General features: G+C 64.4%; 16 protein-coding genes. 15 read left to right on the top strand and 1 reads right to left on the bottom strand.

Annotated elements, in window-relative coordinates:
• From BSE24067_RS11180 to BSE24067_RS11150, 7 genes are all read left to right on the top strand, one after another.
• Nucleotides 1-1,141 (top strand): FimL-related protein (locus tag BSE24067_RS11180; RefSeq protein ID WP_174904749.1); only part of this gene is annotated, 1,141 nt, incomplete at its 5' end.
• Between the two features lie 182 nt (nt 1,142-1,323).
• Nucleotides 1,324-1,902 carry a YqgE/AlgH family protein gene (locus tag BSE24067_RS11175; protein ID WP_151063260.1) on the top strand — a complete coding sequence of 193 codons (579 nt, stop codon included), beginning with the start codon at nt 1,324-1,326 and terminating at the stop codon, nt 1,900-1,902.
• The gene (ruvX, locus tag BSE24067_RS11170; RefSeq protein WP_151063261.1) at nt 1,899-2,348 is read left to right on the top strand and encodes a Holliday junction resolvase RuvX; all 450 of its coding nucleotides are present in this window, start codon (nt 1,899-1,901) and stop codon (nt 2,346-2,348) included. The genes BSE24067_RS11175 and ruvX overlap by 4 nt, the downstream gene beginning before the upstream one ends.
• A complete protein-coding gene (gene pyrR / locus BSE24067_RS11165; RefSeq protein ID WP_151063262.1) occupies nt 2,335-2,850 on the top strand; it encodes a bifunctional pyr operon transcriptional regulator/uracil phosphoribosyltransferase PyrR in 516 nt (171 codons plus the stop codon). Before ruvX ends, pyrR begins: the two co-directional genes overlap by 14 nt.
• Before the next feature lie 74 nt (nt 2,851-2,924).
• Nucleotides 2,925-3,956 (top strand): aspartate carbamoyltransferase catalytic subunit, encoded by a 1,032-nt coding sequence (locus BSE24067_RS11160; protein WP_006751103.1) that lies wholly within the window; start codon nt 2,925-2,927, stop codon nt 3,954-3,956.
• 73 nt (nt 3,957-4,029) lie between these two features.
• Entirely contained in the window at nt 4,030-5,316 is a 1,287-nt protein-coding gene (locus BSE24067_RS11155) for a dihydroorotase (RefSeq protein ID WP_151063263.1), read from the top strand.
• Nucleotides 5,317-5,335: 19 nt separating this feature from the next.
• On the top strand, nt 5,336-6,193 hold the full coding sequence (locus BSE24067_RS11150; protein WP_151063264.1) for a lysophospholipid acyltransferase family protein: 858 nt from the start codon (nt 5,336-5,338) through the stop codon (nt 6,191-6,193).
• A 33-nt stretch (nt 6,194-6,226) separates the two neighbouring features.
• Here the strand turns inward: BSE24067_RS11150 and BSE24067_RS11145 are convergent, their stop codons facing one another.
• Entirely contained in the window at nt 6,227-7,066 is an 840-nt protein-coding gene (locus tag BSE24067_RS11145) for a symmetrical bis(5'-nucleosyl)-tetraphosphatase (protein WP_151063265.1), read from the bottom strand.
• 340 nt (nt 7,067-7,406) lie between these two features.
• On the opposite strand from BSE24067_RS11145, the gene rfbB reads away from it, so the two are divergent.
• The 8 genes from rfbB to BSE24067_RS11105 all read left to right on the top strand — a co-directional run bounded on the left by rfbB (nt 7,407) and on the right by BSE24067_RS11105 (nt 15,797).
• A complete protein-coding gene (gene rfbB / locus BSE24067_RS11140) occupies nt 7,407-8,468 on the top strand; it encodes a dTDP-glucose 4,6-dehydratase (protein WP_151063266.1) in 1,062 nt (353 codons plus the stop codon).
• Between the two features lie 11 nt (nt 8,469-8,479).
• Nucleotides 8,480-9,373 carry a glucose-1-phosphate thymidylyltransferase RfbA gene (rfbA, locus tag BSE24067_RS11135; protein ID WP_151063349.1) on the top strand — a complete coding sequence of 298 codons (894 nt, stop codon included), beginning with the start codon at nt 8,480-8,482 and terminating at the stop codon, nt 9,371-9,373.
• Nucleotides 9,358-9,909 (top strand): dTDP-4-dehydrorhamnose 3,5-epimerase, encoded by a 552-nt coding sequence (rfbC, locus tag BSE24067_RS11130; RefSeq protein WP_151063267.1) that lies wholly within the window; start codon nt 9,358-9,360, stop codon nt 9,907-9,909. Before rfbA ends, rfbC begins: the two co-directional genes overlap by 16 nt.
• Complete coding sequence (gene rfbD, locus BSE24067_RS11125) at nt 9,902-10,804, top strand: dTDP-4-dehydrorhamnose reductase (RefSeq protein ID WP_151063268.1); 903 nt, start codon at nt 9,902-9,904, stop codon at nt 10,802-10,804. The genes rfbC and rfbD overlap by 8 nt, the downstream gene beginning before the upstream one ends.
• A gap of 142 nt (nt 10,805-10,946) precedes the next feature.
• Nucleotides 10,947-12,392 carry a mannose-1-phosphate guanylyltransferase/mannose-6-phosphate isomerase gene (locus tag BSE24067_RS11120; protein ID WP_151063350.1) on the top strand — a complete coding sequence of 482 codons (1,446 nt, stop codon included), beginning with the start codon at nt 10,947-10,949 and terminating at the stop codon, nt 12,390-12,392.
• Nucleotides 12,392-13,186 (top strand): ABC transporter permease, encoded by a 795-nt coding sequence (locus BSE24067_RS11115; RefSeq protein ID WP_151063269.1) that lies wholly within the window; start codon nt 12,392-12,394, stop codon nt 13,184-13,186. Before BSE24067_RS11120 ends, BSE24067_RS11115 begins: the two co-directional genes overlap by 1 nt.
• Nucleotides 13,186-14,406, top strand: a complete 1,221-nt coding sequence (locus BSE24067_RS11110) for an ABC transporter ATP-binding protein (protein ID WP_151063270.1) — start codon at nt 13,186-13,188, stop codon at nt 14,404-14,406. Before BSE24067_RS11115 ends, BSE24067_RS11110 begins: the two co-directional genes overlap by 1 nt.
• Nucleotides 14,373-15,797, top strand: a complete 1,425-nt coding sequence (locus tag BSE24067_RS11105; RefSeq protein WP_244130433.1) for a class I SAM-dependent methyltransferase — start codon at nt 14,373-14,375, stop codon at nt 15,795-15,797. The genes BSE24067_RS11110 and BSE24067_RS11105 overlap by 34 nt, the downstream gene beginning before the upstream one ends.
• Nucleotides 15,798-15,885 lie beyond the last annotated feature (88 nt).

Genomic DNA, 15,885 nt, shown 5'->3' with positions numbered 1-15,885 from the left:
GGAAGCCGGCTGGCTGCCGGCCGCCCGCTTCGCGGCGCAACTGGCGGCCTCCGCGCCGCTCGCCGCCGCGGAGCCGGCCGTCGCGACCTGGCGCATCGCGCTGGACGACTTCCGTGCGGCAGTCGGCCGTCACAATCTGCGCGAGCTGGCCTGCTCGCCGGTGCTCTTCGACCATTTTCGTGCACTGCGCGCGCAAAGCGCGGCGGACGTGCGCGCGAGCGTGCCGCTCGACGCGCTGGCGCTCGTCGGCCGCGCAATGCCGCCGGCGACGCTGCGCGCATTGCCCGACGGGTTCGCGAGCCGGGCGCGCGCCCGCTACGAGCAGGCGCTGCTCGGCGTGCTGCGCGCGGCGAACGGTACGCAGGACGCGGCGCTCGACGAACTCGATACGACCCTGATCGCGCTCGCAGACGGTACGCCGTACGACTTCTGGCGGCTCGCCGCCGCCTGCGTGCGCGCGCTGCGCGCCACCGCCGCGCCGGAGCTGAAACGGTTTCTCGCGCGCACGAACTTGCTGCTCGGCGAGCACGCGCAGGGCCGCCGCCAGGCGCCGCCCGAACTCGTGCGCGAGACGGTTGCGTTGCTGTGGCGCGATTTCGCGCTGTTCGGCGCGGCCGCCGAGGACGTCGCGCTCGTCGACGTGCTGCACGACTACGGGCTGACCGCGGACTGGCACGTTGCCGGCACGCCTGCGTCGGAAGCGCTGTGGGAAGCCGGCGCCGCACGCGCCGAGCACGACGCGGTCGCGGCGGCACCCACGCGCATGCTCGGCGTCGTGACCGTGAATGCGCACGCGTATGAGGATTTCCTGCAGACGGCCGACGCGTCGATGGCCGATCTCGCGACCGATCCGGCCGCGGCCGATGCAGGGGCCGCGTGGCGTGCGTCCGCGGCCGCCTATCGCGTCGGCACGGCCGCCTGCGCGCTCGGGCTCGGCCACGCGGCGCTGCTTGCCGATACGCTGGGGCTCGCGTGGCGGCGTGCCGCGCATGGCGTGCCGCTCGCCGACGGCGGCCTCGACGCGCACCGCCGCGCGTCGGACATGCTGCGCGCCGCGCTGCTGAAGATCGCCGCGGGCGTGGCGCCGCCGGACCTGACCGCGGCGTCCGAAGCGCTCGGTGCGGCGCTCGGCCGGACCTGACGCGCAACGGGGCGCGACCGCGGCGGCAGCCCTTGCCGCACGGGCCTGCAACACGCTCCCGACAGCCCCCGCGCGCGTGTTAGAGTGCCGTGTAATCCGCGCGCGTCGTTGCCAGCGTCGCGCGGCGTTGCTTGTTGATCGCGGCCCGGTCAGGTCGCGGCGTCTTTGCTAAAATTCAAACCATGTCAAAGCCTTCCGATCGCATCAATCTCACCAACCAGTTCCTGATCGCCATGCCGAACATGGCGGATCCGACGTTCTCGGGAACGGTGGTCTATCTTTGCGATCACAGCGAGCGCGGTGCGCTCGGCCTCGTCATCAATCGTCCCACCGACATCGATCTCGAATCGCTGTTCAACCGCATCGACCTGAAGCTCGACATCGAGCCGCTGCTGCACATCCCAGTGTACTTCGGCGGCCCGGTGCAGACCGAGCGCGGCTTCGTGCTGCACGAGCCGGTCGAGGGCGCGAACTACAACTCGTCGATGTCGGTCGAGGGCGGGCTCGAGATGACGACGTCGAAGGACGTGCTCGAGGCGGTCGCGACGGGCACCGGCCCGAAGCGCTTCCTGCTGACGCTCGGCCATGCGGGCTGGGGTGCCGGGCAGCTCGAAGAAGAGATTGCCCGCAACGGCTGGCTGACGGTCGCCGCCGATCCGCGCATCGTGTTCGACACGCCGGCCGAAGAGCGCTTCGAAGCCGCGCTGGGCCTGCTCGGCGTCAGCTCGTCGATGCTGTCCGGCGAAGCAGGGCACGCATGAGTGGCGCGAGCGCGCGCGATGCGACGCTCCTGGCGTTCGACTACGGCGAGAAACGGATCGGGGTCGCGATCGGCAACGCGCTGACGCGCTCGGCCCGCGCGCTCGTCGTGATTCCCAACCTGAACCGCGAGCACCGCTTCAACGCGGTCGGCGAGCTGCTGGCCGAATGGCGGCCGGACGCGCTCGTCGTCGGCCTGCCGATGCATCCGGACGGCACGCCGCACGAGATGACGCAGCAGGCAAAGCGCTTCGGCAACCAGCTGAACGGCCGCTTCGGGTTGCCCGTCACGTGGGTCGACGAACGCTATTCGTCGGTCGAAGCCGAGGCCGGGCTGCGCGAGCGCAACGTGCGCGGCCGCGCGCGCACCGACATGCTCGATGCCGAGGCCGCGCGCGTGATCCTTCAACAGTATCTCGATCAATTGTCCGACCATGAGCACCATTGACGCCGACGCGCTCTACCGCGTCCTGCTCGACCAGATCCGCGATGCGTACGGCACGGCGTTCGCCGAGCCGGGCGGCCCGCGGCTCGCCGGCATTCACAGCGGCGGCGCGTGGCTCGCCGAGCGCCTCGCGCACGATCTCGGCGCGCCCGCGTTCGGCGTCGTGAACGTCGCGCTGCATCGCGACGACTACGCGAAGAAGGGGCTGCACAGCCAGGCGAGCCCGACGTCGCTGCCGTTCGACGTCGACGGCGCGCGCATCGTGCTCGTCGACGACGTGCTGTACACCGGCCGCACCGTGCGCGCCGCGCTCAACGAGCTGTTCGACTACGGCCGTCCGGCCGCGGTCGAGCTCGCGGTGCTCGCCGATCGCGGCGGCCGCGAGCTGCCCGTCGCCGCGCGCTTCTCGGGCGGCACCGTCGACGTGCCGGCCGGTGCGACGCTCGTGCTGACGCGCGACGACGCCGCGCAGTTCACGCTGCGCGTCGAGGCGCACGGCGGCTGAACGCACCGCGAAACCGTATCCCGGGCCGCCGGTTCGCGCCGCGGCCCGTTTGCATAGTTGGAATCACGCACACCATGACCACCGACACCACTGGCCGCACCGGCAATCCCGCTGCTGCCGCGAGCCCCGAGCGGTTCCGCTACGGTTTCCTGAAGGGCAATCCGCAGCTCACGAAAAACGGCGAGCTCAAACATCTGCTGTCGATCGAGGGCCTGCCGCGCTCGATCGTCAACCACATCCTCGATACCGCCGAGCAGTTCGTCAGCGTGACGGACCGCGAGGTGAAGAAGGTGCCGCTGCTGCGCGGCAAGTCGGTGTTCAACCTGTTCTTCGAGAACTCGACGCGCACGCGCACGACGTTCGAGATTGCCGCGACGCGCCTGTCGGCCGACGTGCTGAACCTGAACATCAATGCGTCGTCGACGAGCAAGGGCGAGTCGCTGCTCGACACGATCAACAACCTGTCGGCGATGCATGCGGACCTGTTCGTCGTGCGCCATGCGTCAAGCGGCGCGCCGTACCTGATCGCCGAGCATTGCGCGCCGCACGTGCACGTGATCAACGCCGGCGATGGCCGCCACGCGCATCCGACGCAGGGCCTGCTCGACATGTACACGATCCGCCACTACAAGCGCGACTTCACGAAGCTGCGCGTGGCGATCGTCGGCGACATCCTGCACTCGCGCGTCGCGCGCTCCGACATCCACGCGCTCACCACGCTCGGCGTGCCGGAAGTGCGCGCGATCGGCCCGCGCACGCTGCTGCCGGGCGGCCTCGAGCAGATGGGCGTGAAGGTGTTCAACAACCTCGACGAAGGGCTGAAAGGCGTCGACGTGATCATCATGCTGCGGCTGCAGAACGAGCGGATGAGCGGCGCGCTGCTGCCGTCCGCGCAGGAGTACTTCAAGACGTGGGGCCTGACGCCCGAGCGCCTCGCGCTCGCCGCGCCCGACGCGATCGTGATGCACCCGGGGCCGATGAATCGCGGCGTCGAGATCGATTCGCAGGTCGCCGACGGTCCACAGTCGGTGATCCTCAACCAGGTCACGTTCGGCATCGCCGTGCGGATGGCGGTGATGGGCATCGTCGCCGGCAATAGCGACTGAGCCCGCTACTGAACCCGTTTCCGCGCATCCTGATCCAGGCACTCAACGCAATCAACGCATTCACAGACAGCGCATGAAGATTCATATCAAAGGCGGCACGCTGATCGATCCGGCCGGCGGCACCGAGCGGCAGGCCGACGTATTCGTCGCGGACGGCAAGATCGCCGCATTCGCGCCGGCCGGTTCGGCGCCGGCCGGTTTCAACGCGGACAAGACGATCGACGCCGCGGGCCTGATCGTCGCGCCCGGCCTCGTCGACCTGTGCGCGCGCCTGCGCGAGCCGGGCTACGAGCACAAGGCGACGCTCGCGTCCGAGATGGCCGCGGCCGTCGCGGGCGGCGTCACGACCCTCGTGTGCCCGCCGGACACCGACCCCGTGCTCGACGAGCCGGGCCTCGTCGAGATGCTCAAGTTCCGCGCCCGCAACCTGAAGCAGGCGAACGTGCATCCGCTCGGCGCGCTGACCGTCGGCCTGAAGGGTGAAGTGATCACCGAGATGGTCGCGCTGACCGAGTCGGGCTGCGTCGGGTTCACGCATGCGAACGTGCCCGTGCGCGACACGCAGGTGCTGCTGCGCGCGCTGCAGTACGCGAGCACCTACGGCTACACGACGTGGCTGCGTCCGCTCGACGCGTTCATCGGCCGCGGCGGCGTTGCCGCGAGCGGCGCGCTCGCGTCGCGGCTTGGATTGTCGGGCGTGCCGGTCGCGGCCGAGACGATCGCGCTGCACACGATCTTCGAGCTGATGCGCGTCACGGGCGCGCGCGTGCACCTCGCTCGCCTGTCGTCGGCGGCCGGGCTCGCGCTCGTGCGCGCGGCGAAGGCCGAAGGGCTGCCGGTCACGTGCGACGTCAGCGCGAACCACCTGCACCTGATCGACGTCGACATCGGCTACTTCGATTCGCAGTTCCGGCTCGATCCGCCGCTGCGCGGCGAACGCGACCGCGAAGCGATCCGCGCGGCGCTCGCCGACGGCACGATCGATGCGATCTGCTCCGATCACACGCCGGTCGACGACGACGAGAAGCTGCTGCCGTTCGCCGAAGCGACGCCGGGTGCGACGGGGCTCGAGCTGCTGCTGTCGCTGACGGTGAAGTGGGCCGACGAAACGAACACGCCGCTCGCGCAGGCGCTGCGCCGCATCACCGCCGCGCCGGCCGACGTGCTGCAGATGCCGGCCGGTCGTCTGGCAGAAGGCGGCGCGGCCGACCTGTGCGTGTTCGATCCGCGTGCGCACTGGCGCGTCGAGCCGCGCGCGCTGAAGAGCCAGGGCCACAACTCGCCGTTCCTCGGCTACGAACTGCCGGCTTGCGTGCGTGCGACGCTCGTGGCCGGGCAGGTCGCGTTCGAGCGTCACTGAACCACGCCGGATCCTCGCCATGACCGCTCTTCGCAAGCTGCGTCTCGTCTTTCACCTGTTGCGCGGCATGGCGATCGTCGCGCTGCGCTTTTCGCATGTCACGCCCGCGCACCGCGCCGAGCTCACGCGCCGCTGGTCGCTCAAGATGCTGCGGATCTGCGGGATGCGCCTCGTCGTGCACAACGACGGCGCGCGGCTCGACGCGAGCGCGCTCGTGGTCGGCAATCACGTGTCGTGGCTCGACATCTACGCGATCAACGCGTGGCGGCCGACGCCGTTCGTGTCGAAGGCCGAGGTGCGGCAGTGGCCGGTCGTCGGCTGGCTCGCCGAGAAGCTCGATACCGTGTTCCTGCAGCGCGAGAAGCGCACCGAGGCGATGCGGATCATGCACGAGATGGCCGAGCGGCTGCGCAGCGGCGGCGTGATGTGCGTGTTTCCGGAAGGCACGACGTCGGACGGGCAGGCGCTGCTGCCGTTTCACGCGAACCTGTTCCAGGCCGCGGTGTCGGCCGGCTGCGCGGTGCAGCCCGTGTGTCTGATGTACGAGGACGCACAAGGGCGGCAGTCCGTGGCGCCGGCCTACACGGGCGAGCTGTCGCTCGGGAAGTCGCTCGACATGGTGCTGCGCGGCGGCCCGCTCGTCGCGCACCTTTACGTGTGCGAACCCATCGCGCCCGGCGGCGATCGCCGCACGACGTCGGCGGCCGCGCGCGACGCGATCGCGGCCGCGCTCGAAGCGATGCAGGCGAAGGTCGGCAAGCCGTCGCCCGAAGCGCTGGCTGAACTCGAGAAGCACGCGTATCCGGCGACCGAAGTGGGCACCGGGGCGGCGGGCGAGGCGGCGGCCGAGGAACCGGTGCCGGGGCGGGACGGGTGAGGCTTCACTCCGCCCGCGCGTCGCGCGTGCGGACTATTCGCCGCCTGGCGTGCGGCACGCTTCGCACTGCTCCTGCGTGACCGTGCGCTGCGACGGATCGGCCGTCAGACGCACCGCCGACAGCTGATTTCCCCATACGCATCCCGAATCGAGCGCGACGATGTTGTCGCGCAGCATCAGGCCGAGCGCGGCCCAGTGACCGAACACGACGGTCACGTTTTCCGTGCCGCGCGCCGGTGCGTCGAACCATGGCAGGTAGCCGGGCGGCGCGCTGTCGGGGCCGCCGTTGGTCTTGAACTCCATCGCGCCGTCGGGCGTGCAGAAGCGCAGGCGCGTGAACGCGTTGAACGCGACCCGCATCCGGTCGCGTTTTTTCAGGTTCGGGCTCCATTGGTTCGGTTCGTTGCCGTACAGGCCTTGAAGCGTGTCGCGCCAGTCGGGCGCGCGTAGTGCGCGTTCGAGTTCGTCGGCGAGTTCGAGTGCGAGCGTGGTGTCCCATTGCGGCAGCACGCCCGCGTGGACGAGCAGCTTTCCGTCTTCGAAGTGCGCGAACGGGCGATGGCGGACCCAGTCGAGCAGGGCGTCGGCGTCCGGGGCGTCGAGGATCTCGCCGATCGTGTCGCCGGGGCGCTCGGTGCGGATGCCGGCCGAGACCGCGAGCAGGTGGAGATCATGATTGCCGAGGACCGCGGTCACGCGGGGGCCGAGATCCACGAGCGCTCGCAGCGCGGCGAGCGAGCCGGGGCCGCGGTTGACGATGTCGCCGGCGATCCATAATGGGGTGCCGGCGGGGGCGGAAAGCTTGCCGAGCAATGACTGGAAAGCTGCATGACAGCCTTGGATGTCGCCGATGGCGATGGGGGTGTGCGTCATGAAAGGCAAATCCTTCGGGTTTCCTGGACAAAAGAAGAGTACTCGTCATACAGCAACATTTTGGGATGGCGGTTCTCTATAAGACTGTTGATTTGAAAGCAGATTTCTTTCGCGGCAAGGGTGGGGAGCGCTGTATCAAGTTGTTAGCAACATGGCATTTGCGCGGCGCGGCTCCCTATAATTGTCGTTTTCCCGAACAAAATTAGCATTTCATGACTTTGGCGGTCATGCCGACCGGTTAGAATCCGCGGTCTGATGTGGCGACCATCGCCAAGTGCTTCGAATTTTGACGCGGCGGTCGCCGAAAGGCGCCCGCCGCGCATTACTACCGAGGAGTCTCATGATTCTGGTCACGGGCGGCGCAGGGTTTATCGGTGCGAACTTCGTACTCGACTGGCTGCGCGATGCCGACGAAGCGGTACTCAATGTCGACAAGCTGACTTACGCGGGCAACCTCCGTACGCTGCAATCGCTGGACGGCGATCCGAAGCACGTATTTGTACGTGTCGACATTTGCGATCGTACCGCGCTCGACGCGCTGTTCGCCGAGTACAAGCCGCGCGCGGTGCTCCATTTCGCCGCCGAAAGCCACGTCGACCGCTCGATCCATGGTCCGGCCGATTTCGTGCAGACCAACGTCGTCGGTACGTTCACGTTGCTGGAAGCCGCTCGCCAATACTGGAACGGCTTGGGCGATGCCGACAAGGCGGCGTTCCGCTTCCTGCACGTGTCGACCGACGAAGTTTTCGGCTCCCTGTCCGCGACGGATCCGCAATTCTCGGAGACGACGCCGTACGCACCGAACAGCCCGTATTCCGCGACCAAGGCCGGCTCGGACCATCTCGTGCGTGCTTACCATCACACGTACGGTTTGCCGACGCTGACGACGAACTGTTCGAACAACTACGGCCCGTACCAGTTCCCCGAAAAGCTGATCCCATTGATGATCGCGAACGCGCTCGCCGGCAAGCCGCTGCCCGTGTACGGGGACGGCCAGAACGTGCGCGACTGGTTGTATGTCGGCGACCACTGTAGCGCAATCCGCGAAGTGCTGGCGCGCGGTGTGCCGGGCGAGACGTACAACGTCGGCGGTTGGAACGAAAAGAAGAACCTCGAAGTCGTGCATACGCTGTGCGACCTGCTCGACAAGGCGCGCCCGAAGGCGGCCGGTTCGTATCGCGACCAGATTACCTACGTGAAGGACCGCCCGGGCCATGATCGCCGCTACGCGATCGACGCGCGCAAGCTCGAGCGCGAGCTGGGCTGGAAGCCAGCCGAAACGTTCGAGACGGGGCTCGCGAAAACCGTCGACTGGTATCTGGACAACCAGGTTTGGGTCGACGATGTCGCGTCGGGCGAGTACCGCAAGTGGGTCGAAACCAACTACGCAAAGCGCGCTTGAGGAGACACGCGATGGTACGTAAAGGCATCATTCTCGCGGGTGGTTCGGGCACGCGGCTGTACCCGATTACACACGTCGTCTCGAAGCAGCTGCTGCCCGTGTACGACAAGCCGATGATCTACTACCCGCTGTCGACGCTGATGGTCTCCGGTATTCGCGATGTGCTGATCATCTCGACGCCGCAGGACACGCCGCGCTTCGAGTCGATGCTCGGCGATGGCAGCCAGTGGGGCATGAACATCCAGTACGCGGTGCAGCCATCGCCTGACGGCCTCGCCCAGGCGTTCATCATCGGCAAGGAATTCGTCGGCAACGATCCGTCGGCGCTGATTCTCGGCGACAACATCTTTTATGGTCACGATCTGGCGAAGCAGCTCGAGCGGGCGCATGCGCAGGAAAGCGGCGCGACGGTGTTTGCGTATCACGTGCATGATCCGGAGCGCTACGGCGTCGTCGAGTTCGACCCCGGGTTCCGTGTGTTGTCGATCGAAGAGAAACCGGAGAAGCCACGTTCGAATTATGCGGTCACGGGTTTGTATTTCTACGACAACCGCGTGTGCGATATCGCGGCCGACATCAAGCCGTCGGCGCGCGGGGAGCTAGAGATCACCGACGTCAATTCGCGTTATCTCGCCGACGATGCGCTGAACGTCGAGATCATGGGGCGGGGGTATGCGTGGCTCGATACGGGTACCCACGATTCGCTGATTGAAGCCGCAAGCTTTATCGCAACGCTGCAGAAGCGGCAGGGGCTGGTCGTTGCATGCCCCGAAGAGATTGCATATCGTCGGGGCTGGATCGACGAGGAGCAGGTGCTCAAGCTGGCGCAACCGCTGTCGAAAAACGCTTACGGGCAGTACCTCAGGAACCTTCTCACGAATCAGGTCGCATGGCTATCCAAGTAACCGCAACGGCGCTACCCGAGGTCAAGCTTATCGAGCCGAAAGTGTTCGGCGATGCGCGAGGGTATTTTTACGAGAGCTTCAACGGGCGGGAATTCGCGGACCTCGTGGAGCCCGGCATTGAATTCGTTCAGGACAACCATTCGCGCTCGACCAAGGGTGTGCTGCGCGGGCTGCACTATCAAGTGCAGCATGCGCAGGGCAAGCTCGTGCGAGTGGTCGAAGGTGAGGTATTCGACGTTGCGGTCGACATCCGGCGCAGTTCGCCGAACTTCGGCAAGTGGGCGGGCGTGATGTTGTCGGCGGACAACCATCGGCAGTTGTGGGTGCCGCCGGGTTTTGCGCACGGTTTCGTTGTGCTGTCGGAGGCCGCGCAGTTCTTGTACAAGACGACCGATTACTGGTACCCCGAACATGAGCGCTGTATCGTGTGGGACGATCCCGAAATCGGGATCGAGTGGCCGATCGATGCGGCACCAGTATTGGCGGCGAAGGATGCTGCCGGCAAGCGTCTGAGCGAGGCAGAAGTTTATGCGTGAGGGTGGCGTGCCTCCGGAACCGACGATCCTCGTGACCGGCGTGAATGGCCAGGTCGGGTTCGAATTGCTGCGTGCATTGCAGGGGTTCGGCCGTGTGGTTCCGTGTGACAGATCGATGCTGGATCTGACCGATCTAGACCGTGTGCGCGCGTTTGTGCGGGACGTGAAGCCATCGCTGATCGTGAACGCAGCCGCCTATACGGCAGTGGACAAAGCAGAGACCGATGTCGCCGCGGCGCGGCGGCTGAATGCAGATGTGCCGCGCATCCTGGCCGAGGAAACGGCGCGTAGCGGTGGTGCGCTGATTCACTATTCCACCGATTACGTGTTCGATGGCACGAAGCCGGCAGCGTATACGGAAACCGACGCGACGAATCCCGTCAACGCGTACGGTGCGACGAAGCTGGAGGGCGAGCAGGCAGTTGCGGCGACGGAGTGCGCGCATCTGATTCTGCGGACGAGCTGGGTCTACGGGCGGCGCGGCAAGAACTTTCTGCTGACGATGCTGAGGCTCGCCAGCGAGCGGTCGGAGTTGCGGGTCGTCGCGGATCAGATCGGCGCGCCGACGTGGGCGCGGATGATCGCTGTCGCGACATCGCATATCGTCGCGCAACAGGCGGTGGCGGATGATGTCGGCGAGTGGTGGGAGAAGCGCTCCGGCATTTATCACATGACGTCCTCCGGCGAGACGTCGTGGCATGGCTTCGCGGAAGCCATTTTGCGGACGTCGATGGGGGACCTGGCGCCGAAGGTATCGCCGATTCCGGCGAGCGAATATCCGGTTCCCGCGAAGCGACCCCCAAATTCTCGGATGGCACTTGAAAAGCTTGCGCGGACGTTCGGCATCAGGATGCCTGCATGGGACGACGCACTGCGGCTCTGCCTGGGCGAGTAGGGAGCGTCGGCTATAATTCTGTCCCAACTAAGTTGGCCTAACTGGCTGATATTTTTTGCCGACAGACTGTTGAATCAAAAGGCGAAAGGCGCTGGAAAAGCCTTCCTTTCGCGGTTGGAAAATCAAATCTGGAGTGAAAGTGATATTGATCCCCGTCATCCTGTCCGGCGGCGCAGGCACCCGACTTTGGCCGGTCTCTCGTGAAGGGCACCCCAAACCGTTCATGAAGCTTGCGGACGGCGAGAGCTTGCTCTCGAAAACCTATCGCAGGGCGGCTGCCGTGGTTGGCAGCGACGCGGGGACACAGCACCGGGAAATCCTGACGGTCACCAACCGCGACTATTACTTCATGAGCAAGGACGAATTCGCAGGCGCGAAGCTCGGCGAATCTCTGCCCGGCGCATTCATGCTCGAACCTGCCGGTCGCAACACTGCACCTGCAGTCGCAATGGCGGCTCATCATGTAGCGGAAAAGTACGGGCGCGACGCACTGATGCTGATTCTTGCGGCCGACCACCTGGTTCAGGATCAACACGGCTTTGCCGCAGCGGTCTCGAGTGCCGTCGAACTGGCGAACCAAGACAAGCTGGTGACGTTCGGGATTGTGCCGACGCGTCCGGACACGGGCTTCGGTTACATCGAGGCGGGGGACACGATCGGCGCAGGTCGGGCCGCGGTGCGGTTCGTCGAGAAGCCTGATGCCGACAAGGCGGCCGAATATGTTGCTGCGGGCAACTATCTGTGGAATTCCGGGATGTTCTGCTTCAAGGCGGGCGTCATTCTGGGGGAAATGGCGGCTCATGCACCGGACGTCGCGAAGGCAGCCGAGGCATGCTGGTCGTCGCTGAAGGCGAACAACACGTCGGCGCAGATGCTCGAAATTCCGTCGGAGTCTTTCGCAAAGATGCCCGACATCTCTATCGACTATGCGGTGATGGAGCGTTCGACGAACGTGTCGGTCGTGCCGGCCAGTTTCGGTTGGAGCGATATCGGATCGTGGGGTGCGGTTCGCGATCTGGTTTCGCCTGACGCGGATAGTAACCGCGCGATTGGCGAAGCAATCTTCATCGATAGCCGCAACACCTATGTCCAGAGCCAGGACCGCGTGGTCGCGGCCGTTGGTGTGGCTGACCTGATGATCATCGATACGCCGGATGCGCTGCTGGTCGCGCATCCCGATTGCGCGCAGGACGTGAAGCGGGTCGTAGCTCGCCTCAAGAAGCAGAACCATGAAGCGTACAAGTTGCATCGCACCGTCAGCCGTCCATGGGGAACTTACACGGTGCTGGAAGAGGGGCCGCGCTTCAAGATCAAGCGTATCGAAGTCAAGCCGGGCGCCAGCCTCAGTCTCCAGATGCACCACCACCGGAGCGAGCACTGGATTGTCGTGTCGGGCATGGCCAAGGTCGTGAACGGAGATCAGGAAATCTTCGTGCGTACCAACGAGTCGACTTACATTCCGGCGGGCCACAAGCATCGGCTCGAGAACCCGGGCGTGCTGGATCTCGTGATGATCGAGGTACAAAGCGGCGAGTATCTCGGGGAAGACGATATCGTTCGCTTCCAGGACGTTTACGGGCGGGCGTGATGCTGGGGATGTTCAAAGTCCTTTGGGCCTATCGAGGCTTCATCCTGGGCAGCGTCAAGCGGGAATTCCAGTCCAAGTACCGCAATTCCCTGCTGGGCGCGGCATGGACGGTGCTCAATCCGCTCGCGATGATCGTCGTGTACACGGTGATCTTTTCGCGCGTTATGCATGCGCGCTTGCCCGGGGTCGACAGCACGTTCGCGTACAGCATTCACTTGTGTGCAGGTGTGCTGCCGTGGGGCATGTTCGTCGAAATCGTCAGCAATGGCCAGAACACCTTCGTCAACAACGGGAATCTGCTCAAGAAGCTGAGCTTTCCGCGGTTGTGTTTGCCGATCATCGTGGTGATCAATGCGTTGGTCAATTTCGCGATCGTGTTCGGGCTGTTTACGGTGTTCCTCGTCGTCACGGGCAACTTCCCCGGTTTGTCCTATTTCGCCGTCATTCCTGTCTTGACCCTGATGACGTTGTTTGCCATCGGACTGGGCATCACGCTTGGCGTGTTGAATGTGTTCTTTCGCGACGTCGGGCAGTTCTTCGGGATCGTGCTGAATTTCTGGTTCTGGCTGACGCCGGTCGTGTATGCGGCGAATATTTTGTCCCCGTCTGCACAGGAGCTATTGCGCTTCAACCCGATGGCGCCCGTGATCGAAGCGTTCCAGGTCATGATGGTGCAACACGTCTGGCCGGATTGGTTGGCGTTGTTGTATCCGCTCGTATTGAGCATCGGACTGTGTCTCGCCGGCTTCAATCTGTTCCGCAAGCACGCGGGTGAAATGGTGGATGAACTCTGATGGGCACCATTACCGTTACCAATCTTGGCAAGGCATACAAACAGTATCCAACGCGGTGGTCGCGTCTTCTCGAGTGGCTAGATCCGCGCGGCAAGCCGCATCACACGCTGCACTGGGTGCAGCGTGATGTGAATTTCTCCGTTCGTTCCGGGGAGGCACTCGGGATTGTCGGCATCAACGGTGCAGGCAAAAGCACGCTATTGAAAATGATCGTTGGCACCACGCAGCCGACCGTCGGTAGCGTAACGCGGACGGGCCAGATCGCTGCGTTGCTTGAACTGGGCATGGGGTTCCATCCGGACTTCACCGGGCGCCAGAACGTCATGATGGCGGGCCAGCTGCTCGGTTACAGCGTCGAGGAAATTATCGCGCTGATGCCCGAAATCGAGGCATTCGCCGAAATCGGCGACTACATCGACCAGCCGGTGCGCGTGTATTCGAGCGGGATGCAGGTGCGTCTCGCGTTCAGTGTCGCAACGGCCCGCCGTCCGGACATCCTGATCGTCGACGAGGCGCTGTCTGTCGGCGATGCGTATTTTCAGCACAAGAGCTTTGATCGTATCCGGGAGTTTCGCAAGCAGGGTACGACGTTGTTAATCGTTGCGCACGACAAGGCTGCGATTCAGGCCATCTGCGATCGCGCGATCCTGCTGAATGCCGGGCGGCTGGAGATGGAAGGGACGCCCGAAGCGGTTATGGATTACTACAACGCGATGCTGGCGGACCATCAGGACCAGGAGGTTCGTCAGGAGGTGCTCGACAGTGGCAAGGTCCAGACGATTTCCGGTACGGGCGAAGTCACGATCGACAAGGTTGCATTGCTGAATCGCGAGGGCAGGCCGATTGAAGTTGCTCATGTTGGGCAGCCGGTCACGCTGCGGATATCTGCCGAATGTCGTGAGTCCGTCCAGGATCTGGTCGTGGGCTTCATGATCAAGGACAGGCTGGGCCAGACCGTCTTTGGCACCAATACGCATAATCTAAAGTCCGACGTCGGAGGCGTGGTTGCCGGCGCGAAGGCGACCGTCGATTTCGAATTCCCTGCGAATATCGGGCCGGGCAGTTATTCGGTCGCAGTGGCGCTGCATACCGGCAGCACGCACATGCGGAACAATTTCGAGTGGAGGGATCACGCCCTTACATTCAACATGGTGAACGGCAACGTGAGTGAATTCGTCGGAATGACATGGATGCCGACACAAGCGAAGGTGGTGTCGTGAGCGACAATTTCTACCGGGCGTTTGAAGAGCGCTATTACGCACCCCGGGATCTCATCAAAAGCATCCGCAAGCAGTATTTGCCATTCGTCGAACCGCTGGCCGCGATCTATCCGGGGGGCGGCACATTCGACCTGGGCTGTGGCCGCGGCGAGTGGCTCGAGCTGATGTCTGAACAAGGGTTGACGCCTTTCGGCGTGGACCTGGACGCCGGCATGCTGCAGGCCTGCGAGGAACGTGGCCTGCCTGCGACGCAGGGCGATGCGGTCGCCTATCTGAAGACGCTGGAATCCGACAGTCAAGTCCTCGTTTCGGCATTTCATGTCGTCGAACACATTACCTTCGAGCAGTTGCAGATCGTTGTCTCGGAGGCGTTGCGGGTATTGCGGCCTGGTGGCTTGCTGATTCTCGAAACACCGAATCCGGAAAATATCGCCGTCGCGACCAACAACTTCCATCTGGATCCTACTCATCAGAAGCCGATCCCGTCGCTGCTGCTGTCCTTCGTGGTCGAGCATGGGGGATTCGAGACGGTGAAGACGTTGCGATTGCAGGAGTCGCCGGCATTGCGTAATACCGATCACGCGGTGTCTCTGCTGGACGTGATACAGGGTGCGAGTCCCGACTACGCTGTCGTCGCCCAGAAGGCGGCCGATCCGGAAATCAGGGAGAAGTTCGCTCCGGCGTTCGCTGCCGAATATGGTTTGTCGCTGGAGCAACTGGCGGGCCGTTACGATGTACAAACCAATTCCGTACGGCTGCGGATGGAAAAGGCCGAAACGAGCGTCGAGCAATTGGGACAACAGGTTCGTATGATCAGCGGGCAACTGCATATGGCCCAGGAGCAGCTTCAGTCCGTTGAAGCCGATCTGGACGCCGGGCAACGGCAGGTGATCGAAGACCGGCTCAAGCTGGCAGAGGAGCGGTGTCGGCATGCGGAGGAGTTGCGTCAGCATGCGGAGAACCAGCTCGGCGCAGTGGAGGCGCGGGCTCAACAAGCTGAAGCGCAGGCCCGGCATGCAAATGAAGTGTTGCATGCCGTACTGCACAGCACGTCCTGGCGTGTGTCGAAGCCGGTACGCATGGTTGGCGTTCCGCTGCGCAGATTGACGTCAGCGATCCGCGAACGCAGGTTGATGTCAGGAATCAGGACACGAATCAAGGGCGCGCTCAGACTCGGAGCGGCGGAACTGGCGAAGCGACCGGCATTGAAGCGTGCGGCCCTCCGGCTGGTGAGGATGAGTCCGGCCCTCGACCGTCGATTGCGCGCCGTTGTCGCGCCTTCGGCGAATACTGTAGTCAGTTCCCCCTTGTCTCAACGAGATTTGCCGGGGTCGGTCCGAGAGGTGCTCGACGAACTCCGGGCCGCCGTGCGCGCGTCCGAATCCCGGTGACGACGCTCGTCATCGAATAGATGGAAACACCGCGCATGCGAAGAATAGTGTGTCGGCAACAATGCTAAGTGCTGCTTTGGAAAGAATA

The sequence above is a fragment of the Burkholderia latens genome, from assembly GCF_902499045.1.
Taxonomy (GTDB): Bacteria; Pseudomonadota; Gammaproteobacteria; order Burkholderiales; family Burkholderiaceae; genus Burkholderia; species Burkholderia latens.
Note: the sequence above shows the minus strand (reverse complement) of the source record. Positions and strands in the feature narration are given on the sequence as shown.